We start from the raw sequence: 22,765 nt of genomic DNA, 5'->3' as shown, positions 1-22,765 counted from the left end.
CCCTCAACACGGAGACTCAGCAGATAAAATGGATTCCGGCAGCTACACGACTGGTGTCGGGCGCAACGCGCTCGAAGCTTCGATCGATGCGGCGCGCAGCGCGCTGCTGAACTATCGTCGCGATGACGGCCATTGGGTGTTCGAACTCGAGGCCGATTGCACCATTCCTGCCGAATACGTGCTGCTGCGGCACTACCTCGGCGAGCCGGTCGACGCCGCGCTCGAAGCCAAGATCGCGGTGTATCTGCGCCGCATCCAGGGCGCCCATGGCGGCTGGCCGCTGGTCCACGACGGCGACTTCGATATGAGCGCCAGCGTGAAGGGTTACTTCGCGCTGAAGATGATCGGCGACAGCATCGATGCCCCGCACATGGTGCGGGCGCGCGAGGCGATCCGCTCGCGGGGCGGCGCGATCCATTCCAACGTCTTCACCCGGTTCCTGCTGTCGCTGTACGGCGTGACCACCTGGCGCGCGGTTCCGGTGCTGCCGGTCGAGATCATGCTGCTGCCGAGCTGGTCGCCGTTCACGCTGACCAAGGTCTCGTATTGGGCGCGCACCACGATGGTGCCGTTGCTCGTGCTGTGCGCGCTGAAGCCGCGCGCCAAGAACCCCAAGGGCGTCGGCATCGACGAGCTGTTCCTGCAGGACCCGAAGACGATCGGGATGCCGGCCAAGGCGCCGCATCAGAACTGGGCACTGTTCAAGCTGTTCGGATCGATCGATGCCGTGCTGCGCGCGATCGAGCCGGTGATGCCGAAGGGCATCCGCAAGCGGGCGATCGACAAGGCGCTCGCGTTCATCGAGGAGCGGCTCAACGGCGAGGACGGCATCGGCGCGATCTTCCCGCCGATGGCCAACGCCGTGATGATGTACGAGGCGCTCGGCTATCCCGAGGACTATCCGCCGCGCGCCAGCCAGCGCCGCGGCATCGATCTGCTGCTGGTCGATCGCGGCGACGAAGCCTACTGCCAGCCCTGCGTCTCGCCGGTGTGGGATACGGCGCTCGCCAGCCACGCGGTGCTGGAGGCGGACGGCCACGAGGGCGCCAAGTCGGTGCGGCCGGCGCTCGACTGGCTGCTTCCGCGCCAGGTGCTCGACGTCAAGGGCGACTGGGCCGTGAAGGCCCCGAACGTCCGCCCCGGCGGCTGGGCGTTCCAGTACAACAACGCCCACTATCCGGATCTCGACGACACCGCCGTGGTGGTGATGGCGCTCGACCGCGCCCGCAAGGATCAGCCCAACCCCGCCTATGACGCCGCGATCGCCCGCGCCCGCGAGTGGATCGAGGGGATGCAGAGCGATGACGGCGGCTGGGGTGCCTTCGACATCAATAACACTGAGTACTATTTGAACAATATCCCGTTCTCGGACCACGGCGCGATGCTCGATCCGCCGACCGAGGACGTCACCGCGCGCTGCGTCTCGATGCTCGCCCAGCTCGGCGAGACGATCGACAGCAGCCCGGCGCTGGCCCGCGCGGTCGGCTATCTGCGCGACACCCAGCTCGCCGAGGGCTCGTGGTACGGCCGCTGGGGCATGAATTACATCTACGGCACCTGGTCGGTGCTGTGCGCCTTGAACGCCGCCGGCGTCCCGCATGCCGATCCGATGATCCGCAAGGCGGTCGCGTGGCTGGAGTCGGTGCAGAACCGCGACGGCGGCTGGGGCGAGGACGCCGTCAGCTACCGACTGGATTACCGCGGCTACGAAAGTGCCCCCTCGACCGCCTCACAGACGGCATGGGCCTTGCTTGCCCTGATGGCCGCGGGTGAGGTCGATCATCCCGCCGTGGCACGGGGCATCGAGTACCTGAAAAGCACACAGACCGAAAAAGGACTGTGGGACGAGCAGCGTTACACGGCGACAGGCTTCCCGCGGGTGTTTTATCTGCGGTATCATGGCTATTCGAAGTTCTTCCCGCTCTGGGCGCTAGCGCGGTACCGGAACTTGCAGGCCACGAACAGCAAGTTGGTAGGGGTCGGAATGTGATTCTGGGGGCAGTGGACGACCAGGCCGCGGCGCATCGCCAAGATCCGCGGCCGGTACTTATTGTGACGGGCCTGATTCAGGAAGCACGTATCGCGGCGGGGCCGGGCCTCACCGTTATCTGCAGCAGCAGCGATCCGAAACAATTACGCGCGATCATGGCCGATTTCGACCCATCGTCGATCCGCGGCGTGATCAGCTTCGGCGTCGCCGGCGGGCTGGATCCCGCTCTCGAGGCGGGTGACATCGTCATCGCCACCGAGGTTGTGGCGGGTGAACGCCGCTGGGCCTCGGAAGTTGCACTGACCGACGAATTATTGCGAAGCGCCGGGCTCGGCCGTCAGCGCGTCGTGCGCGGCGGTCTGGTCGGAGCCGAGCAGGTGATCGCAGCGCGCGCCGCCAAGGCGGCGCTGCGCTCGGAGACCGGTGCGGCGGCGGTCGATATGGAAAGCCACATCGCCGCCGATTTCGCCGCTGCGGCCAACCTGCCGTTCGCGGCGCTGCGGGTGATCAGTGACCCGGCGGGCCGCAGCCTGCCGCAAGTCGTCTCCACCGCGATCAAGCCGAACGGCGAGATCGATCTGCGCAAGGTGCTGCGCGGCATCGCCCGCCACCCGACCTCGATCCGCTCGCTGGTGTCGACCGGCATCGACTTCAACCGCGCGCTGCGGTCCTTGCGGGGCTGTCGGAACTTCGTGCAGGACGCCGTGCTCGGCCGCGGCGGTCTCGTCGCCGAGATCTGAGCGGACCGCGCGCCGCCGGTGAGGGCGGCGCGGACGTGGCTTCCGCCGATGACGCGCTGATCCAGCGCGCATCGTGAGGCTCGTCGAACCTCACGTCCTGATTTCGTCTTTCAGCCAATCCAGGAACCGGCCGAGATAGCGCGGGTCCGCTCGCGAGGTCGGTTGAGCGAAATACTTCTCACCCTTCACGACCACATCAGGAAACGGGCAGGCGAGCCGCCACTCCGGCTTACCCGGGAAGAACTCCTTCGGCGCGACGATCGAGCCGAAACCCTCGCGCACCGCATGCATCGCGACGAACATGTGGTCGAAGCGGTGGCCGCCTTCGAACAGATGGTCGCGCATTCCCGCTTTCTGCAGCCAAGCTTCCCAATGCCCCGGCCGGGTGGCTGAGGTGATCAACGGAAATGCGAGAAGATCCTCCGGCTTCTCGATGGTCCTCTCCTCAACCAGATCCAGGCTGCAGACCGGCGTCAGGTGCTCTTCGCACAACGGCGTCGATGTCTTCGAAGGTCCGCCGGTCTTGTCGCTGCTGCCCCGGGTGATCAGGAGATCGTGGGAGGCCACGTCCGGCGTTTGTCCCGTCATCCGGGTCGAAATCCATACCGCCAGATCGGGATTGGCTTTCTCGAACCGCTTCAGTCGCGGCATTAGGAAATACATCGCGAATGTCGACGGCGCCTCGACTGCCAGCACCGCCTTGCTGCGCCGGCGCCGGACGTACTGGCAGGCGGCTTCGATATTGCGGAACGACTGGCTCAGCTGCTCCGCCAGCACGCTGCCATAGGGCGTCAGCGCCACGCTGCGGCCCTCGCGGGTGAAGACCTGCTGCCCGAGCCAGTCCTCCAGCAGGCGCACCTGCTTGCTGACGGCGCCATGGGTGACGCCCAGCTCCTCGGCGGCCGCACTCAGGCTGTCGCTGCGCGCCGCCACTGCAAACGCCCGCAGCGCGCTCAGCGGCAGTTCTCGTTCTTTCACCATGACCTCCGTGTGACGATGGCGGCCGAAAGGGCTATCGGATTTACGACTTATACTCACGTGTTTGTCGATTTTATTCGATCGATTCTCACATGTGAACGGCCTACCACCCGGGACGTCAGCCGCCCCACCAGGCGGCATTCAAAAACCCGGATGCCCCATGACGACCCAGCCTTTGATCGAAGCCAACGGCCGCAGCTACGCCAGGCCGCCACGACCCGTCGTCGTGATCTGCCTCGACGGTTTCGACCCCGAATATCTGGAGCGCGGTATTGCCGACGGCGTGCTGCCGACGATCGGCGCGCTCCGGGCGGGGGGCTATGTCGGCACGGCGCTGGCGACGGTGCCGACCACCACCAACACCAACAACACCTCGATCGTCACCGGCGTCTCTCCCGCCATCCACGGCATCAACGGCAATTACTATCTCGATGCCGACACCGGCGAAGAGATCATGGTGACGGATGCGCGGCGCCTGCGCTGCGGCACCATTCTCGGTGCGATGAGCAAAGCGGGCGTGCGGACCGCGGTGGTCACCGCCAAGGACAAGCTCCTGAAGGTGCTCGCCTATGAGATGGACGGGATCGCCTTCTCGTCCGAACATCCGAATGTCGCTGACCTCACCGCGCTCGGCTTCAACAGCGGCGAGGAGCTGGTCGGCCGCGGCCGGCCGGATCAATACTCTGCCGACTTGTCGCTGTTCGCGCTGGATGCCGGCGTCAGGCTGATGGAGACCACCAAGCCCGAGCTGATGTATCTGTCGACCTCGGACTATGTGCAGCACAAATACCAGCCGGGCGAGGCGGAATCGAACGACTTCCACGCAGCGGTGGACCGCCGCATCGCGCGGCTGATCGAACTCGGTGCGACCGTCGCTCTGACTGCCGATCATGGCATGGCCGACAAGTCCGATGCGGATGGCCGGCCCAACGTCGTCTATCTCGAGGACGCGCTGAACCAGAAGTTCGGTGCCGGCGTCGCGCGGGTGATCTGTCCGATCGCCGATCCGTTCGTCCGCCATCACGGCGCGCTCGGCGGCTTCGTGCGGGTCCACCTCCTCAAGCCTTGCGAGATCGCGGCGATGATGACCTTTGCGCGGTCGCTGCCCGGCGTCGAGCTGGTGCTCGATCGTGCCACGGTGTGCGAACGCTACCAGTTGCCGCCGGATCGGGAGGGCGACTTCGCGGTGTTCACCGATCGCGGCACGGTGGTAGGCGCGCGGCGGGAAGATCACGATTTGTCGGCGCTGGGCGACCATCGCTTGCGCTCGCACGGCGGGCTCGGCGAGCAGCGCGTGCCGTTTGTGCTGTCGCGCCCGCTCAAGCGGGACTACCGCGAGCGCGCGACTACAGGCGTGTTGCGCAACTACGACATCTTCGACTTCGCCCTGAACGGCGTCGACTAATCCCGCACGATTGCAGCCAAAGAGGAAATCGAGATGCGTGCACTTCGCACCGCTGTGATGGCGCTCGCCATCGGCACGGCCGGCGTGACGGCCGGTCATGCCGAGACGCCGGTGATGGGAACCGGTTCAGCCTTCGCCGCGCCGATCTACATCAAATGGGCCGAACAACTGAAAGCGGCCAAGGGTGTCGCGATCAACTATCAACCTTCGGGATCGTCGGTCGGACAACTCCAGGTGCTGAAGGGCCTGACGGATTTCGGCGCGTCGGATGTGCCGATGGAGGACAGCAAACTGAAGGAAGGGGACATCATGCAGTTCCCCACCGTCGTCGGCGGCTACGCTGTCGTGGCGAACATTCCCGGAGTCCTGCCGGGCAAGCTACGGCTCACCGCGCCCGTGCTGGCTGACATCTTCATGGGCGGCATCAAATCGTGGGATGACCCGCAGATCGTGCAGCTCAATCCCGGTCTGGCGCTGCCAAACTTGCCGATTTCGCTGCTGTATCATGCGGGCGGCTCGGGCGGCACCTACGCGATCTCCCGCTATCTGTCGAAGAACAGCGCAGCATGGCGCGACAAGATGGGAATCGGCATGACGCTGAGCTGGCCGGTCGGCGCCGGCGTCAAAGGCAGCTACGGCGCGGCCTCGACGGTGCCGATGACGCCCGGCGGGATCGGCTATGCCGAGCTGTCCTACGTCACCGCCAATAACCTTGCGACCGTGCAATTGCAGAACAAGGCAGGCCGGTTCGTGCTGCCGAACGGAAGCAGTTTCGCGGCCGCTGCCGAGAGTGGCGATTGGTCGGTGCCAAACTATGCGGTCGATCTCACTGACATGCCCGGCGAGCAGGCCTGGCCGATCGTCACCGCGACCTTTGCGCTGGTGCCGCGAAGCCCTGCCAAGCGGACGACGTCGGCCGCCGTGCTGGACTTCTTCCGATGGGCCTATGCGCAGGGCGACGGCATCGCGCGGTCGCTGCAGTTCGTCCCTCTGCCGGGCAAGGTCAAAGCCGACATCGTCAAGCATCTGATGAATTGAACGGACCGAGATGAGCAACAAAAAAGCGCGGCCCGCAGGCCGCGCTTTTGATGATTGAAGCCGTTGTCGGAGCGATCAGGCCGCCGTCGACTGGCGCTTGTCCTTGGCCTCGGTGGCTTCGTCGCGGCGGATCTCGGACAGCTTCTTCTCGACCTGTTCGGAGAACACGTACTGCGCCGGCCGCTGCTTCGACATGTCGATCTCCGGCGCCATCGGGCCCGAGGTTTTGATGCCGCGGAGCGCCACCCAGGCGGCCTTCAGCGGATTGTTGAGCGAGGCCATCGCCGCGGTCGGCTCGTAGCCGCAATGCGCCATGCAGTCGGCGCACTTCTCGTACTTGCCGGTGCCGTAGGAATCCCAATCGGTGGTTTCCATCAGCTCCTTGAAGGTCTTGGCATAGCCTTCGCCGAGCAGGTAGCACGGCTTCTGCCAGCCGAAGATGTTGCGCGCCGGCATGCCCCACGGGGTGCACTCGAACTCCTGGTTGCCGGCCAGGAAGTCGAGGAACATGCTGGAGTGCATGAAGCTCCACTTCTTGCCCTTGCCGCGCGCGAACACTTCGCGGAACAGGGTCTTGGTCTTGGTGCGGTTGAGGAAGTGCTCCTGGTCCGGAGCGCGCTCATAGGCGTAACCCGGCGAGATCGAGACGCCGACGCCGAGCTCTTCGGTGAAGTCCATGAACTTGGCGATGTCTTCGGCGGCGTAGCCGTCGAACACCGTGCAGTTGACGTTGACGGTGAAGCCCTTGGCTTTGGCGGCCTTGATCGCCGCGACCGCGCGGTCGAACACGCCCTCCTGCGACACCGCCTTGTCGTGGTGTTCCTTCAGGCCGTCGAGATGCACCGAGAAGAACAGATAGGGCGACGGCTCGAACAAATGCAGCTTCTTCTCGAGCAGCAGCGCGTTGGTGCACAGCGACACGAACTTCTTGCGCGCTACCAGACCGCGCACGATCTCGCCGATCTCCTTGTGGATCAGCGGCTCGCCGCCCGGGATCGCGACCATCGGCGCACCGCATTCCTCGGCAGCGTCCCAGCACTCCTGCGCGGTCATCCGGCGGTTCAGGATCGCGTCAGGATAGTCGATCTTGCCGCAGCCGGCGCAGGCGAGATTGCAGCGGAACAGCGGCTCCAGCATCAGTACCAGCGGATAACGCTTCCGCCCGAGCAGCTTCTGCTTCAGCAGATAACCGCCGATCACCAGTTCCTTGTGAAACGGAATAGCCATTACGAAATCTTCTCTTTCACGGCATGTCGGTTGGGGCGGATCAGGCGGTCGCCAGCTCCGCAGGCAGAACGAATTCGATGTTTTCTTCGCGGCCCGGCAGCACCGAGACGGTGACCGGGACGATCCGGCGCAGCGCTTCGATCACGTCGTCGACCAACACTTCCGGCGCGGACGCGCCGGCGGTGATTCCGACCGCTTTCTTGCCGTCGAGCCAGGCCGGGTCGAGTTCGCTGCCGTCGGCGATCAGGTAGCTCGGGATGCCGGCTTCGGTGCCGATTTCCCGCAGCCGGTTGGAGTTCGAACTGTTGTTGGCTCCGACCACCAGGATCAGGTCGACCAGCTTGCTCATCTGCCGCACCGCCGATTGCCGGTTTTGCGTGGCATAGCAGATGTCGCGGGTGTCCGGGCCTTCGATATCGTGGAATTTCTTTGAAAGCGCCACGATGATGTCTTTGGTGTCGTCGACGCTCAGCGTGGTCTGGGTGATGTACGCCACCGGGGTTTCCGGCGGCAGCGTCAGCGCCGCGACGTCCTCGAGGTTCTGCACCAGCAGCACCGGGCCGGGAACCTGGCCCATTGTGCCTTCGACTTCCGGATGGCCGGCATGGCCGATCAGGATCAGGGTGCGGCCCTTCGACGTATAGCGCTTGCCCTGGTTATGCACTTTGGTCACCAGCGGGCAGGTGGCGTTGAGCACCGGCAGGTCACGCGCCGCGGCCTCTTCCTCGATGCTGCGGGCGACGCCGTGGGCGCTGAAGACGGTCACGGCCTTCGGCGGAACTTCCGACAGCTCCTCGACGAAGATCGCGCCTTTGGCCTTCAGGCTCTCGACCACGTATTTGTTATGCACGATCTCATGCCGCACGTAGACCGGCGGACCGTACTTCTCCAGCGCGCGCTCGACGATCTCGATCGCACGCACCACGCCAGCGCAGAAACCACGGGGTTGGGCAAGGAACACTTCGAGGGGGCGGACTTCAGACAAGGGGCACCACGCTCATGATTGTTCGGTCTCCTGGCAGCACGTCGCATTCCCGTAGCATGATCTAGCTGGTATGGGGGCACCCGCAACCGCAAGGGACGCAGGGGACTTATTGGCGCAGTGCAGCACGCAATGCAAAACGCCCTTGGCAATCTGGCCTGGTGAGATTACTTCCGCGCACACACCTCCGCCGGCTTGTTTTCGGCCATTTTGTCCAGTCCTTGGTCGCAGAACCATCAAAACTAGTTCGATCGACTCGGAACCCGGCGGGGTGGCCGTATTTTAGGCCAGCCGGTAGCAATAGAAAGAGTGAATGTGCTGAAAAGTGCCATCGTCTCCATTGTCAGAGCCAGCACCCGTTTTGCGGCTTTTACTGTGCTGATCGGCGTATTTCTCGCAGTTGCAGCAGGTTTCTATACTTACCAACATTTCGGGATCAACACAGACATCAATCATTTGATCTCGTCTGATCTCGACTGGCGCAAACGTGATATCGCGTTCGAGAAGGCCTTCGACCAGGAACGGCTGATCCTGGCGGTCGTCGAGGCCCCGACGCCGGAATTCGCGAATGCCGCGGCGGCTAAGCTCACGGCCGAATTGTCCAAGAATAACATCAACTTCGACTCGGTGAAGCGGCTCGGCGGCGGGCCGTTTTTCGACCGCAGCGGGCTGTTGTTCCTGCCCAAGGACGAAGTTGCCAAGGCGACCGGCCAGTTCCAGCAGGCGGTTCCGCTGATCGAAATCATGGCCGGTGATCCGTCGATCCGCGGCCTGACGGCGGCGCTTGAGACCGGTCTGGTGGGCCTGAAGCGCGGGGAACTGACGCTCGATTCGACTGCGAAACCTTTCAATGCCGTCGCTGCAACCGTCGAGGACGTGCTCGGCAAGCAGCAGGCGTTCTTCTCCTGGCGCGGTCTGGTCAATCCGGAACCGCTCACCGATGGCGACAAGCGCGCCTTCATCGAGGTCAAGCCGATCCTCGACTTCAAGGCGCTGGAACCCGGCAAGGCCGCCACCGACGCGATCCGTCAGGCCGCCGTGGACCTCAAGATCGAGCAGGATTTCGGCGCCCGGGTGCGGCTGACCGGTCCGGTGCCGATCGCCAACGAGGAATTCGCCACCGTCAAGGACGGCGCCGTGGTCAACGGCATCGGCACCGTCGTGGTGGTGCTGCTGATCCTCTGGATGGCGCTGCATTCCTCCAAGATCATCTTTGCGGTGGCCGCCAATCTGGTGATCGGCCTGTCGATCACCACCGCGGTCGGCCTGATGCTGGTGGATTCGCTCAACCTGCTGTCGATCGCCTTCGCGGTGCTGTTCGTCGGCCTCGGCGTCGATTTCGGCATCCAGTTCAGCGTCCGCTATCGGTCGGAGCGCCACAAGACCGGCGACCTCGATAAGGCGCTGGTGCAGGCCGCCGAATACTCGGCGGTGCCGCTGTCACTGGCGGCGATGTCGACCACGGCGGGCTTCCTGTCGTTCCTGCCGACCTCCTACAAGGGCATCTCCGAACTCGGTGAGATCGCCGGCGCCGGCATGGCGATCGCGTTCTTTACCAGCATCACCGTGCTGCCGGGGCTGCTGAAGCTGCTGAACCCGGCGGGCGAGAAGGAGCCGCTCGGCTATGCCTTCCTGGCGCCGGTCGATCACTTCCTGGAGAAGCACCGCATCGGCATCATCGTCGGTACGATCGGCGTCGCGCTGGCCGGCCTGCCGCTGCTGTACTTCATGCATTTCGACTTCAACCCGATCAATCTGCGCAGCCCGAAGGTCGAGTCGATCGCGACGTTCCTCGACCTGCGCAAGGATCCGAATACCGGTGCCAACGCCGTCAACGTGATGGCACCGTCCGAGCAGGCGGCCCGCGAGATCGAAGCCAAGCTCTCGAAGCTGCCGGAGGTGTCGCGCACCATCTCGCTCGACACTTTCGTTCCGCCGGACCAGCCGGAGAAGCTGAAGCTGATCCAGGCAGGGGCCAAGGTGCTGGAGCCCGCGCTCAATCCCGAACAGGTCGATCCGCCGCCGTCCGATCAGGACAACATCGCGTCGCTGAAGAGCTCGGCCGAAGCGCTGCGCCGCGCTGCCGGCGAGACCACCGGACCCGGCGCCGACGCCTCGCGCCGGCTCGCCGCTGCGCTGACCAAGCTTGCGGGCGCCGATCAGGCGCTGCGCGAGAAGGCGCAGGACGTGTTCGTGCGGCCGCTGCTGCTCGACTTCGAGCTGCTGCGCAACATGCTGAAAGCGCAGCCGGTGACGCTCGACAATCTGCCGGCCGACATCGTGTCGTCGTGGAAGACCAAGGACGGTCAGATCCGCGTCGAGGTGCTGCCGAGCGGCGATCCCAACGACAACGACACGCTGCGCAAGTTCGCCGCCGCCGTGCTGCAGGCGGAGCCGCTGGCGACCGGCGGTCCGGTGTCGATCCTGAAGTCGGGCGACACCATCGTCGCCTCGTTCATCCAGGCCGGTCTGTGGGCGCTGCTGTCGATCTCGATCCTGCTGTGGATCACGCTGCGCCGGATTACCGACGTCGCACTCACCTTGGTACCGCTGCTGGTGGCCGGTGCGGTGACGCTGGAGATCTGCGTGCTGATCGATCTGCCGCTGAACTTCGCCAACATCGTTGCCTTGCCGCTGCTGCTCGGCGTCGGCGTCGCGTTCAAGATCTACTACGTGACCGCCTGGCGCTCCGGCCGCACCAACCTGCTGCAGTCGGCGCTGACCCGGGCGATCTTCTTCAGCGCCCTGACCACCGCCACCGCGTTCGGCAGCCTGTGGCTGTCGAGCCATCCGGGAACGGCCAGCATGGGCAAGCTGCTGGCGTTGTCGCTGCTGACCACGCTGGGCGCCGTGCTGCTGTTCCAACCGGCCCTGATGGGCAAGCCGCGGCACATCGACGAGTCCGGCGATACCGATCTGTGAGTCGCGCCGGCCGGGGCGTCGGCGCGTGCCGATGCCCCCGCCGCGGGTTTGGCCGGGGGCGGGTTTTCTCCCCGGCGCTGTGTTCCAGAGCATGAACTGCCGCTGAGACCGGGAAGCAAGGCGCGATTGCCGCAGGTGGCGTCACAGGGCTGGCGTCACCCCCCGCGATCGGACTATACCCACGTCCGGGGGTAGGGGTCGTACGCCATGCGGGAGTCGCCGTGAAATCGGCATGTCACCCGCGCATCACAACTCTGAAAAGAAAGCTCGAGTGCGACGCACCGCCAGCCTTTTGTGTTGACGGCGGGTCCAACAAGCGACGTAAGTATCCCATGCACCAGCCGAATTTAGATCTCGCCGAGATGTTCGCGGCGCGCGAAGCGCAGCGCAGTTCGATGCACGCCCGGCATCTCAACGAGCAGCTCGTCCGCGTCCTCAAAACCATCGGCTACGACGTCGGCTTCCAGAAGGGCACCGGTCAGTACCTCTACGACCGTGACGGCGCCCGCTATCTCGATTTGCTCAGCGGCTTTGGCGTATTCGCGCTCGGCCGCAACCATCCGGTGGTGCGCAAGGCGCTGCAGAGTGTGCTCGACGCCGACCTGCCTAACCTGGTGCAGCTCGATGTCTCGACGCTGGCCGGTATCCTGGCGGAGCGGCTGCTCGAGCATGTGCCGTATCTCGACAAGGTGTTCTTCGCCAATTCCGGCGCCGAGAGCGTCGAGGCCGCGATCAAGTTCGCGCGCGGCGCGACGGCGCGTAACGGCATCGTCAATTGCGACCACAGCTACCATGGCCTGACCTACGGCGCGCTGTCGCTGACCGACGACCAGAATTTCCAGGGTGGCTTCGGGCCGTTGCTGCCGGGCGTCACCACCATCCCGTTCAACGATCTCGAAGCGCTGGAGAAGGTGCTGTCGACCCGCGAGGTCGCCGCTTTCATCGTCGAGCCGATCCAGGGCAAGGGCGTCAACATGCCCACCGACGAGTTCCTGCCGGGCGCCGCGGCGCTGTGCAAACGCTACGGCACGCTGTTCGTGGCCGACGAGATCCAGACCGGCATGGGCCGCACCGGCCGCTTCCTCGCCGTCGAGCACTGGAACGTCGAACCCGACATGGTGCTGCTATCGAAGGCGCTGTCGGGCGGCCACGTTCCGGTCGGTGCGGTGCTGACGCGCAAGTCGATCTTCGACAAGATCTTCAACCGCATGGACCGCGCCGTGGTGCACGGCTCGACCTTCGCCAAGAACGATCTGGCGATGGCGGCCGGCATTGCGACGCTCGAAGTTCTCAAGGCCGAGAAGCTGGTCGAAGCCGCCGCCAAGCGTGGCGCCGAACTGCGGCTGGCACTCACGCGCATGGTCCCTGGCTACGAGCTGCTCAAGGAAGTGCGCGGCAAGGGCCTGATGATCGGCGTCGAATTCGGCCCGCCGCAATCGCTGCGGCTGAAGGCGTCGTGGACGATGCTGGAAACCGCCAACAAGGGCCTGTTCGTCCAGCTGATCACCGTGCCGCTGTTCAAGGATCACAAGATCCTGACCCAGGTCGCGGGCCACGGCCTGCACACCATCAAGCTGCTGCCGCCGCTGACCATTACCGAAGACGACTGCGCCTGGATCGAGCGCGCCTTCGACGACACCATCGCCGCCAGCCACAAGGTCCCGGGCGCGATCTGGTCACTCGGCAAGACCCTGGTCGACAACGCGGTGCGCAAGTCGGCGTAGTTTCTCGGAAACGCGCCTACGCAATCAGGCGTCTGCAAACTCCTGCAGCGCGGTGAGTAGCCGCGCCGGCGCTTCCTGCGCGACGCAGTGGCCGACGCGATCGAACGCGATCCGGCTTGCGCCAGGTATCAACGCGCTGGCCCGCGCCGCCATCTCCTTGTAGATCGGCCAGGAGTGTTCGGCGGTGGCAATGCGCACCGGGCAGTTATTCAGCTCGCGCAGCCATCCGAACGGATTGCCGCGGTCGTCGCCGCGATAGACTTGCTCCATCGCCTCGAAGATCGGCCGCAGGATCTCGGTTTCAACATCCGGACTGCACAGCAGCCGCACTCGGCCATCAGGCAGGTGCGCGAAGCCGTGGGTGATATAGGCGCGCAGCGCGTATTCCGACCATGGGGCGAACGCCGGCGCGTTGCGGTAGCGTTCGAAGGCCGCAGCGGCGCTGGCGAATTCGGCCTGCCGGCGCCGCGCGCCGCTGACCGCGGCCTCGCCCTGATCGCTTAGCCGCGCATCACTGCCGGGAACGACGCTCGGATCCATCACCGTCGGCTCCATCACGAACAGACGGGCAAAGCGGTCGGGCAGCAGCTTGGCGGCGAGCAGCAGGTCGGTCGCCCCGGCGCTGTGGCCGATGCCGTAGATGTTGGACAGTCCCAGCGTGTCGATCGCGGCGGCGAGGTCGGATGCGAAATCCGCGAAGTGATACCGGCCGGGCTTGTCGCTTGCGCCGTGACCGCGGCGGTCGAGGGCATAGACCGTGTAGCGGGCGGCAAGGCCGTTCGCGATCTCGTCCCAGATCTCACCGAGGAAGCCGGTGCCATGCAACAGCAGCGCGACTGGCTTGCCCGGATCGGCGTCGTCCCAACGCACCAGTGCGATCCGCACGCCGGCGTTATCGATCCAGAGGCGATGCCGATGGATCAGATGCATTACTTCCCATCCTCCAGGATCATCGTCGCGCCCTTCTCGGCGATCATCGCGGTGGGGGTATTGGTGTTGCCGGAGGTGATCGTCGGCATGATCGAGGCGTCGACGATGCGCAGGCCATCGAGGCCGTGGAAGCGCAGGCGTTCGTCGACAACGGCGAGCGGATCGTCGGCGCGGCCCATCTTGGCGGTGCCGACGGGATGGAAGATCGTGGTGCCGATGTCGCCGGCCGCCTTCGCGAGCGAGGCGTCGTCGTCGCCGACCGACGGGCCGGGCAGATACTCCTCGGGGTGATACGTCGCGAGCGCCTGCTGCTTCATCAGTCGCCGCGTCACGCGGATCGCATCGGCTGCGACGCGGCAGTCTTCGGCGGTCGACAGATAGTGCGGCGCGATCGACGGCGCGGCGTCGAGCGCGGTGGATTTCAGCTTGATCTCGCCGCGCGAGGTCGGTCGCAGGTTGCAGGCGCTGACGGTGATCGCCGGGAAGCGATGCAGCGGATCGCCGAACTTGTCGAGCGACAGCGGCTGCACGTGGAACTGAATGTTGGCGCGCTCCTGATGCGGATCGGAGCGGGTGAAGATGCCGAGTTGAGATGGCGCCATGGTCAGCGGGCCGCGCCGGCGCAGCGCGTAGTCGAGTCCCATCCAGGCGCGGCGCGGCAGCGAGTGATAGATCTCGTTCAGCGTGCGACCGCCGCTGACCTTGTAGATCGCGCGTTGCTGCAGATGGTCCTGCAGGTTGCGGCCGACACCGGGACGATCGAGCACCGGCTCGATGCCGAGCGGCTTCAGCCATTCGGCCGGACCGATGCCGGAGCGATGCAGCACCTGGATCGAACCGATCGCGCCGGCGCACAGCACCACCTCGCGGCGGACGCGGGCTTCGATCGGCACGCCGTTCTGCAGGAAGCGGACGCCGACCGCGCGGCCGCTCTCGACCAGCACGCGGTCGACCACGACATTGGTTTCGAGCCGCAGGTTGGAGCGATGCAGCGCCGGCTTGAGAAAGCCGCGCGCCGACGACCAGCGCCGGCCGCGCTTCTGATTGACGTGGAAGTAGCCGACGCCCTCGTTGTCGCCGGTGTTGAAGTCGGCGCTGCGCGGGATTCCCATCTCGCAGGCCGCGTTCGCGACCGCGTCGAGGATCGGCCACGACAGCCGCGCCGCCTCGATCCGCCAACCGCCGCCGGCGCCGTGATGCTCGCTGTCGCCGAGGAAGTGGTCTTCGAGCCGGCGGAACACCTTGCGGACATCGTCCCAGCCCCAGCCGGTGAGGCCGAGCTGGCGCCAATGGTCGTAATCGGCGGCCTGGCCGCGCATCGAGATCATCGCGTTGATCGCCGACGAGCCGCCGATCACCTTGCCGCGCGGATAGGCCAGTGACCGACCATTCAGGCCCGGCTCGGGCTCGGTCTTGAACATCCAGTCGGAGCGCGGATTGCCGATCGCGAACAGATAGCCGACCGGAATGTGAAACCAGATCCAGTTGTCGCGGCCGCCGGCTTCGAGCAGCAGCACCTTCCGGCTCGGATCGGCGGATAGGCGGTTGGCGACGATGCAACCTGCGGTGCCCGCGCCCACCACGATGGTGTCGAATTCGCCTTCGATCCGTGCCGTCATCGAGTCCGCCCGTGCATTTTGTCGTTGCGCAGAGGCTTAGCGCCGCGGGCCGGCGCTGTACAGTTGCCGGAGCGGGACGGGGCGGTTAGCCTGCAGGCTTCGATAACTGGAGCCGCATCGTCTCATGCCCGTGATCAACCGCGTCGCCGATCTGCAGCCCGACATCGCGGCCTGGCGCCGCACGCTGCATCAGCAGCCGGAGCTGATGTACGATGTCGAAGGCACCGCGGCGTTCGTCGCCGAGCGGTTGCGCGAATTCGGCTGCGACGAAGTCGTCACCGGGCTCGGCCGCACCGGCGTGGTCGGCGTGATCCGCGGTGCCCGGCAGGCCGGCACAGGCGATCTCAAGGCGATCGGGCTCCGCGCCGACATGGATGCGCTGCCGATCGTCGAGGCGACCGGATTGCCCTATGCCTCCAAGGTGCCCGGCAAGATGCACGCCTGCGGCCACGACGGCCACACCGCGATGCTGCTTGGCGCCGCGCGTTATCTTGCCGAGACGCGCAACTTCGCTGGCGATGCGGTGATGATCTTCCAGCCGGCCGAGGAGGGCGGTGCCGGCGCAGCGGCGATGATCGACGACGGCCTGATGGAGCGGTTCGGCATCGATCAGGTTTATGGCATGCACAACGGTCCCGGCATTCCGGTCGGCGCCTTCGCGATCAGCCCTGGGCCGGTGATGGCGGCGACCGACGCGATCGACATCCGCATCGAAGGCCATGGCGGCCACGCCGCGCGGCCGCATCTATGCGTCGATCCGGTGCTGGCGGGCGCGCAACTGATCACCGCGCTGCAGGGCATCGTCTCGCGCAACGTCGATCCGTTCGAAGCCGCGGTGTTGTCGATGTGCGAATTCCACGCTGGCAACGCCCGCAACGTGATCCCGCAATACGCCGAGCTGAAGGGCACGGTGCGGACGATGACGGCCGAGGTGCGCGACATGGTCGAGCAGCGGGTGCGCGACGTCGTCGCTGGTGTCGCCCAGGTGACCGGCACCAGGATCGAGCTCACCTACGATCGCGGCTATCCGGTGCTGGTCAATCACATGGCGGAGACCGACGTGGCGATCCAGGTCGCGCGCGACATTGCCGGCGAGTCCAATGTGGTGCCGCTGCCGCCGCTGATGGGCGCCGAGGACTTCGCCTACATGCTGGAGAAGCGCCCGGGTGCGTTCGTGTTCATCGGCAACGGCGACAGCGCCGGGCTGCATCACCCGGCCTACGACTTCAACGACGAGGCGATCGTGTACGGCACCTCGTACTGGGTGCGTCTGGTGGAGACTCAACTGGCGGCGTGACGCTAAGCGTTGCATCGCACCTTCCGCATCGTCATTGCGAGGAGCGCAGCGACGAAGCAATCCAGGAACCCCATGCATTGGGCTTCTGGACTGCTTCGCCTTCGGCTCGCAATGACGCGGAGAGAACGTTCGTGGACCTTTGTGCAAAACCTCCGTCATGCCCGGCCTTGTGCCGGGCATCCACGTCTTTGAGAGACATCACCGCATGAAAGACGTGGATGGCCGGGACGAGCCCGGCCATGACGGAATCTCATCCCTGTAGCTAGAACTGCGTACGCAGTCGTGTGGCGATCAGGTGGACTGGGCCGCGGTCGCGGTTGAAGGCCGGGTTGGCGACGAACTGATAGTCCGCGGTCAACCGCCACGAATACACCGGCAGGCTGTAATAGGCTTCGAACACCTTCTCGTCGCCCGGGTTGGGCAGGCGGCCATCGCCGATGATCGCGGTCAGGCCGCCGGCGTCGAGATACGCGATCCGCGACGCCGAGATGTGGTTGAGTAGGCCGCCGATGCCGATGGTGTCGTCGGCGCGGCCCCACATTCGTCCTGACAGCGACAGGCCGGCCGAAACGGTGCGGTCGGAATCGGTGAAGGCGTTGGTCTCGAGGTTCGGGCTGCTGAAGCCGGCGCGCGCGAACATGCCGATGTCGGCGGTGAGCTGCTGCTCCAGGCTGGCGGACAGACCGGTCTTGGAGGTGTAGCGGCGCACGTCGGCGATGCTCGGCGTCGTGCCGCTCGCCTGCGCGGCGCGGACCGCATCGGTGAAGTTGCCGAGCCGGGCGCGGTTGAGGAAGCCGGTGACCAGCACCTTGCCGGCAAGGCCCCACAGCTCGTGGCGATGCTCGAGTTCGCCGATCAGCTGGAACTGGCCGAAGCTGGAATCGAGATCGGTACTGTTCGGCGTCTGCGGCAGATCGAACACGCCGCCGCGCACCGTCCAGGCGCCGGTGTACCACTCGACCGCGGTGCCGTAGGTGAACGCCCAGGCATCGGCCGCATAGTCGAAGGTCAGCGCGTCGGCGAGGCCCCAATTGAGGAAGTCGACCCGCGGGTCATGGGCGTATTTGTTGACGTCGAAGATGTCACCGACCGAGAACTTGCCGGCGGTGATCACGATCCGCTCGGCGGATTGCTTGCCGGCGAACTGGTTCGGCCCGCCCTGCACGGTCTCGACCGCGCCGCCGAGATCGAGCGTCTGGCGGACGAAATAGCGCGGCACCCGTGCATACGGATAGTTGGCGCCGACCTTGTAGGACTCCGCGCTCGGGAACGACGCGATGCCGAAGGTGCCGCTGAGGCCGAAGCCCTGATTGATCTCCGGATTGATCCAGAACTCGGCGCCGTCCCACAGCTTGGCGCCGATGTAGAGTGTGGCGTCGAAGGTCTCGCGCGCCTGGTTGGGGGCGAGGCTGTTGGCGCCGCTATACGGCGAGCGGAAGCCGGGCGCGTATTGCCAGGTGAAGGTGCTCTGGCCATGCACCGCGAAGCGCTCCAGCTCCAGCGCATCGATGCCCTTGGTGAACACGTCGGACTTGGTCAGGTCCTCGCCGAGCCGATAGTTCAGGCCGAGCCGGACCGCATGGGTCAGCACGTCGGACGACACGCTCTGGCCGGCGATCGGAAAGGAGACGGTGCCGGAGCCGAACCCGGTCGTCAGATATTCGGCGCGCGCGCTCCAGGCCGGTGACAGCGGCACGTCCACGCCGGCACCGGCGGCCCAACCGAGCCGCCACAGCAGCGCGGTCTCCTGCTGCGCGAGCGCGGGATCTGGCGGCCAGCGTAGCCGATCGTAGCTCCAGGCAAAGCCGGCGGTGACGTAAGGCAGCCAGCCGCCAAACGCGTAGCCGACCCGGCCGCGCACGGTGCCGCCGAGCAGCGCCTGATGGTCGTGGCCGCCGACCGTGCCCGACGGCAGGGTGTTGCCGGTATTGCCGCCGAGAGTGTTCGGTGAATTGAGGTCGGCCTCGATGCCGATCAGCCAGCGCGACGGCAGCATCCAGTTGTAGCCGGCCTGCAGCCCGATCACGTAGCTGCCGGTGCCTTTGAACAGCTGAAAGGCGTCGAACAGGTCGATCGAGCCGCTGCCGCCGGCGGGGGTGGAGCTCCAGTTGGAGTGACCGGCGACCGCGCTGAAATGCGAGCCGATATAGAACCCGCTCCAGTCGAACACCGCGCGCGGGGCTTCCGGCGCCTTGCGCGCAAGATCGGCCGCGCCGGCGGGCGCGGCGCAGACCGTGGCGGCAGCGAGGATCGGAAAGAGCAGAGTGTTTCGCACGCGCTGGATCGTCCTGGTATTCGATGCTGCGTCCCGTATCACAGCGATCGGCGGGGCGCGGCCATCGATCGGCCACGCCCACAGATTTCACAATGGCGTAGCCGCCGGGCCACAACGTGGACCGGGGCAGGCCGGTGGGGTGCCGCGACGGGCGGCTGGGGTCGGAACGGCGGGCACACGGGATTGGGTTACCTGATGAGGCCGAAACGCTTCATCACCACATAGGCGACGATCGACGACAGCAGCATGATCACCAGCGCCCAGCGGAAGCCGCCGCCATCCTCGGAGAACGGCAGGCCGTGCAGGTTCATGCCGAACATGCCGGTAACGAGGGTCGGGGGCAGCAGCAGCGCGGTCAGCACCGAGAGCACCCGCAGGCTGTTGTTGCCCTGCTCCTCGATCTGCAGGTGCAGCTCTTCCTGCAGCAGCCGGCTGCGCTCGCGCATCTCCACCACCGAATGGTCGAGCCCGTCGAGCCGCTGCGCCAGCTTGCCGGCGCAGGGCCGCAGCCGCGGCGCCAGCTCGGTGCCGTCACGGTCGAACCGGTGCAGCAGCACCCGCAGGCCGGACAGATGCCGGTGCAGCCGGACGCAGCTTCGGCGCAGCCGGCCGAGGCCCTGGCGCAGCTCGTCGGTATCGTCGGTGAGCAGCTTTTCCTCGAGTTGGTCGAGCGCCTGCACCATGTCGTCGGCGATCGCTTCGATCGCCTCGGCGACGTTGTGGACGATCAGGTCGAACAGGCCGGCGCAGCTCTCGACCCGGTGGCCGCTTTCCAGCGCCCGCCGGGCGGCGTCGACCGCGCCGAGCGGCTGGTGGCGACCGGTGATCACCAGATGCTCGGTCATGACGAAGCGCAGAAGGCCGATGTCCTCGGTGATCTCGTCGATGTCGCGTCCGAGGTCGGCGATCGCGCCGTATACGCAGCCGTCGAGGCTGTGGATCTGCTGATAGACGTCCGCGGCCTGCAGCAGCGTCTTGGCCGGCGGCGGCAACGCGGTGCCGCCGATCCACTGCAGCGCGCGGCTGTCGGTGAGATCGAGGTGCAGCCAGGTCCAGCCGTCATGCAGCTCAGGCGTAAAGGTGCCGTCCGGTCCGCTATGCGCCGCGCCGTCGGGGCCGATCCGGAACGCCCAGATCAGGCCCGGCACCGGCGGACGCGCAGCTTCGCCGCCGGCGGCTTCCGCCCCGGGGATGCTGAAGCGGATGTCACCCGCGAGCGGCAGCACGGTGGGCATCGGGATGCGATCAGACCGAACGCAGCGCGACGCTGCGCCGGACCAGCACAGTGGCCACGCGAGATCTGGCGACGCAAGCTATGGCGACCGAAGAGGTGGGGCGGCTGTCGCGGATCATTCTCGTCACTCTGTACGAACGAATGACGATTTTGCCTCGGCGATTTGACGGTGGGATGACAGCGCCGCGCCGGCAGCGAATACCAGGAACAATCCTCGGAAGGTCGCGTTGGGCGGGTGGACTGACAGCGCCACACCCATTCACGACGGAGTTCACAGTATGGCCGCCACCAAAGACAAGGACCTCAACGACCTGTTCCTCGACACCTTGAAGGACATCTATTTCGCCGAGAAGCAGATCCTGAAGGCACTGCCGAAGATGGCCAAGGCCGCCACCTCGGACAAGCTGCGCGCCGCGTTCGAGAAGCATCTCGCTGAGACCGAGGGCCAGATCGAGCGGCTGGAGCAGGTGTTCGAACTGCTCGAGAAGCCGGCCCGCGGCAAGACCTGCGACGCCATCCTCGGCATCCTCGACGAGGGCAAGGAGATCATGGACGAGTACAAGGGCACCGAGGCGCTCGATGCCGGCCTGCTCGCGGCCGCGCAGGCGGTCGAGCACTACGAGATCTCCCGCTACGGCACGCTGAAGACCTGGGCCGGGCTGCTTGGCATGAAGGATGCGGTCAAGCTGATCGACCAGACGCTACAGCAGGAGAAGACCACCGATATGACCCTCTCCAAGCTGGCCGAGAGCGAAGTCAATTACGAGGCCGCGGCGTAAGCGGCCGCGTCTCGCAGGCTATCGGCGGATCGAAACGACGAAGCCCCGGGCGTTGCCGCCCGGGGCTTTTGCTTGATCGCCTGTTAGTCCGTCTCAGCCGCCGACGTCGGCGCTGATGACGTCGCCGAACAGCTCCCACTTCTCGCCCTTGAAGCGCATCAGCTGCAGCTGGCTAACGGGCGCAAAGTCGGTCGCCGAGGTGTTGATCTTGATCCCCGGCAGCAGCACTTCGGTGCGATAGTCCTTCAGGCTGGCGGCCTGCTTCATGACGTTCTCGCGGGTGAGATTGTCGCCGCACTTCTTCAGCACTTCGACTAGGGTCTGCGCCACGCCATAGCCGACCACGGTGCCGCCATCGAGCTTGTTGCCTTCCGGGAACTCCTTGTCCATGAAGGCGAGGAACTCCTTCATGCCGGCGTCATCCTTCCACTGGTCGTCGGAGACGTCCTTCAGATAGGCCGCAGAGATCACGCCCTGGGCGTTCTCATAGCCGGCCGGCTTGATCACGCTGCCGACCGAGGCCGAGACGTTGTTGAGGAAGTGGGTCGGCTTCCAGCCGACTTCGGCCAGCTTCTTGATCGCCTGGGCGGCGAATTTCGGCGTGGTGATGTTGATGAAGACGTCGGCGCCGGTGGATTTCAGCTTGACGATGTGGTTGTCGATCGTCGGCTCGGAGACCTCATAGCTCTCCTTCATCACGATCATCGACTGGCCCTTGGCGCCGAGACCGTCTTCGAAGCCCTTCAGATAGTCCTTGCCGTAGTCGTCGTTCTGATACAGCACGGCGATCTTGGCGTTCGGCATCTCCTTCAGAATGTACTTGGCGTAGATCTGGGTCTCGCTCTGGTAGTTCGGCTGCCAGCCCATCGTCCACGGATAATTCTTCGGGTCGTTCCACTTGCTGGCGCCGGTGGCGACGAACAGCTGCGGGACCTTCTTGCTGTTCATGTATTTGTGGATCGCCGAATTCGGCGGCGTGCCGAGCGAGTTAAAGATCAGCAGAACCTCGTCGCTCTCGACCAGCTTGCGCGCCTGTTCCACGGTCTTCGGTGGCGAATAGGCATCGTCATAGCTGACGAAGTTGATCTTGCGCCCGTTGATGCCGCCCTTGTCGTTGATCATCTTGAAATAGGCGGCCTCGGTGCGGCCGATCACGCCATAGGCGGAAGCGGGGCCGCTGTAAGGCATGATGTTGCCGATCTTGATTTCGGTATCGCTTGCGCCCGGATCGTATTTCTTTTGCGCGAGCGCGCCGTTCGAGGCTGCGAAACTGAGGAGAACTGCCGCGGAAAGCGCAGCCGCGTGCGAACGGAGTGAAGGCATTTCTGACTCCCTTTTCTTGGATGTGTGATTGTTGTGTCGGGTACGGGCTCTTGGTGGCCCTTCGACAAACATTCAACACCTTCCGGAATGGGCCAGCAAGCATCGTCGATAGCTATGTCGTCGCACTACGTATTGTTGCGATGCGAAGTAACCGAAAGCGCACTAATATGTCAGTATAACTACCAGATTATCGATCCGGTTCGGCGTTGGTGCGTTGCACCCGCTCGCGCGGGTTGTGCGGAGCCGCCCAATCGTTGTGTGCCGCGTGGCTTCGGCGCAAAGAAAATCCCCCGGCAATCGCT

17 protein-coding genes are annotated in these 22,765 nt (G+C 65.4%); 8 read left to right on the top strand and 9 right to left on the bottom strand.

What is annotated here, in order from left to right; genetic code table 11:
• The first annotated feature begins 28 nt into the window (after positions 1 to 28).
• Both shc and DY467_RS11135 read left to right on the top strand, forming a co-directional pair.
• Complete coding sequence (shc, locus tag DY467_RS11140) at positions 29 to 1,990, top strand: squalene--hopene cyclase (RefSeq protein ID WP_107345483.1); 1,962 nt, start codon at positions 29 to 31, stop codon at positions 1,988 to 1,990.
• Complete coding sequence (locus DY467_RS11135) at positions 1,987 to 2,730, top strand: phosphorylase (RefSeq protein ID WP_164636030.1); 744 nt, start codon at positions 1,987 to 1,989, stop codon at positions 2,728 to 2,730. Before shc ends, DY467_RS11135 begins: the two co-directional genes overlap by 4 nt.
• A gap of 90 nt (positions 2,731 to 2,820) precedes the next feature.
• Here the strand turns inward: DY467_RS11135 and DY467_RS11130 are convergent, their stop codons facing one another.
• Positions 2,821 to 3,849 (bottom strand): LysR substrate-binding domain-containing protein, encoded by a 1,029-nt coding sequence (locus DY467_RS11130; RefSeq protein WP_246701523.1) that lies wholly within the window; start codon positions 3,847 to 3,849, stop codon positions 2,821 to 2,823.
• A 19-nt stretch (positions 3,850 to 3,868) separates the two neighbouring features.
• Here DY467_RS11130 and phnA point away from each other — a divergent pair, with 19 nt between their 5' ends.
• Both phnA and pstS read left to right on the top strand, forming a co-directional pair.
• Positions 3,869 to 5,113, top strand: a complete 1,245-nt coding sequence (phnA, locus tag DY467_RS11125) for a phosphonoacetate hydrolase (RefSeq protein ID WP_164636028.1) — start codon at positions 3,869 to 3,871, stop codon at positions 5,111 to 5,113.
• Between the two features lie 33 nt (positions 5,114 to 5,146).
• On the top strand, positions 5,147 to 6,151 hold the full coding sequence (gene pstS / locus DY467_RS11120) for a phosphate ABC transporter substrate-binding protein PstS (protein WP_164636026.1): 1,005 nt from the start codon (positions 5,147 to 5,149) through the stop codon (positions 6,149 to 6,151).
• Positions 6,152 to 6,226: 75 nt separating this feature from the next.
• Here the strand turns inward: pstS and hpnH are convergent, their stop codons facing one another.
• Both hpnH and ispH read right to left on the bottom strand, forming a co-directional pair.
• Positions 6,227 to 7,378, bottom strand: a complete 1,152-nt coding sequence (gene hpnH, locus DY467_RS11115; protein ID WP_164636024.1) for an adenosyl-hopene transferase HpnH — start codon at positions 7,376 to 7,378, stop codon at positions 6,227 to 6,229.
• A gap of 40 nt (positions 7,379 to 7,418) precedes the next feature.
• Entirely contained in the window at positions 7,419 to 8,363 is a 945-nt protein-coding gene (ispH, locus tag DY467_RS11110; protein ID WP_107345477.1) for a 4-hydroxy-3-methylbut-2-enyl diphosphate reductase, read from the bottom strand.
• Positions 8,364 to 8,675: 312 nt separating this feature from the next.
• Between ispH and hpnN the strand changes: the two genes are divergently transcribed.
• Complete coding sequence (gene hpnN / locus DY467_RS11105) at positions 8,676 to 11,282, top strand: hopanoid transporter HpnN (RefSeq protein ID WP_164636022.1); 2,607 nt, start codon at positions 8,676 to 8,678, stop codon at positions 11,280 to 11,282.
• Between the two features lie 332 nt (positions 11,283 to 11,614).
• Positions 11,615 to 13,006, top strand: a complete 1,392-nt coding sequence (hpnO, locus tag DY467_RS11100; protein ID WP_164636020.1) for an aminobacteriohopanetriol synthase HpnO — start codon at positions 11,615 to 11,617, stop codon at positions 13,004 to 13,006.
• Positions 13,007 to 13,030: 24 nt separating this feature from the next.
• Here the strand turns inward: hpnO and DY467_RS11095 are convergent, their stop codons facing one another.
• Together DY467_RS11095 and DY467_RS11090 are read right to left on the bottom strand one after the other, a co-directional pair.
• A complete protein-coding gene (locus DY467_RS11095; RefSeq protein WP_164636018.1) occupies positions 13,031 to 13,936 on the bottom strand; it encodes an alpha/beta fold hydrolase in 906 nt (301 codons plus the stop codon).
• On the bottom strand, positions 13,936 to 15,555 hold the full coding sequence (locus DY467_RS11090; RefSeq protein ID WP_164636016.1) for a GMC family oxidoreductase: 1,620 nt from the start codon (positions 15,553 to 15,555) through the stop codon (positions 13,936 to 13,938). Before DY467_RS11090 ends, DY467_RS11095 begins: the two co-directional genes overlap by 1 nt.
• 124 nt (positions 15,556 to 15,679) lie before the next feature.
• On the opposite strand from DY467_RS11090, the gene DY467_RS11085 reads away from it, so the two are divergent.
• The gene (locus tag DY467_RS11085; RefSeq protein ID WP_164636014.1) at positions 15,680 to 16,852 is read left to right on the top strand and encodes a M20 aminoacylase family protein; all 1,173 of its coding nucleotides are present in this window, start codon (positions 15,680 to 15,682) and stop codon (positions 16,850 to 16,852) included.
• A 31-nt stretch (positions 16,853 to 16,883) separates the two neighbouring features.
• Here the strand turns inward: DY467_RS11085 and DY467_RS11080 are convergent, their stop codons facing one another.
• The 3 genes from DY467_RS11080 to DY467_RS11070 all read right to left on the bottom strand — a co-directional run bounded on the left by DY467_RS11080 (position 16,884) and on the right by DY467_RS11070 (position 20,362).
• A complete protein-coding gene (locus DY467_RS11080) occupies positions 16,884 to 17,093 on the bottom strand; it encodes a hypothetical protein (protein WP_164636012.1) in 210 nt (69 codons plus the stop codon).
• A 21-nt stretch (positions 17,094 to 17,114) separates the two neighbouring features.
• Positions 17,115 to 19,127 carry a carbohydrate porin gene (locus DY467_RS11075; protein WP_164636010.1) on the bottom strand — a complete coding sequence of 671 codons (2,013 nt, stop codon included), beginning with the start codon at positions 19,125 to 19,127 and terminating at the stop codon, positions 17,115 to 17,117.
• Positions 19,128 to 19,315: 188 nt separating this feature from the next.
• Positions 19,316 to 20,362, bottom strand: a complete 1,047-nt coding sequence (locus DY467_RS11070) for a transporter (RefSeq protein WP_164636008.1) — start codon at positions 20,360 to 20,362, stop codon at positions 19,316 to 19,318.
• A 277-nt stretch (positions 20,363 to 20,639) separates the two neighbouring features.
• On the opposite strand from DY467_RS11070, the gene DY467_RS11065 reads away from it, so the two are divergent.
• Positions 20,640 to 21,140, top strand: coding sequence for a YciE/YciF ferroxidase family protein (locus DY467_RS11065; protein ID WP_107345470.1), 501 nt, complete (start codon positions 20,640 to 20,642; stop codon positions 21,138 to 21,140).
• A gap of 93 nt (positions 21,141 to 21,233) precedes the next feature.
• Here the strand turns inward: DY467_RS11065 and DY467_RS11060 are convergent, their stop codons facing one another.
• Positions 21,234 to 22,463 carry an ABC transporter substrate-binding protein gene (locus DY467_RS11060; RefSeq protein ID WP_164574055.1) on the bottom strand — a complete coding sequence of 410 codons (1,230 nt, stop codon included), beginning with the start codon at positions 22,461 to 22,463 and terminating at the stop codon, positions 21,234 to 21,236.
• Between the last annotated feature and the right edge of the window lie 302 nt (positions 22,464 to 22,765).

Source organism: Rhodopseudomonas sp. BR0G17, assembly GCF_010907025.1.
Taxonomy (GTDB): domain Bacteria; phylum Pseudomonadota; class Alphaproteobacteria; order Rhizobiales; family Xanthobacteraceae; genus Rhodopseudomonas; species Rhodopseudomonas palustris_H.
Note: the sequence above shows the minus strand (reverse complement) of the source record. Positions and strands in the feature narration are given on the sequence as shown.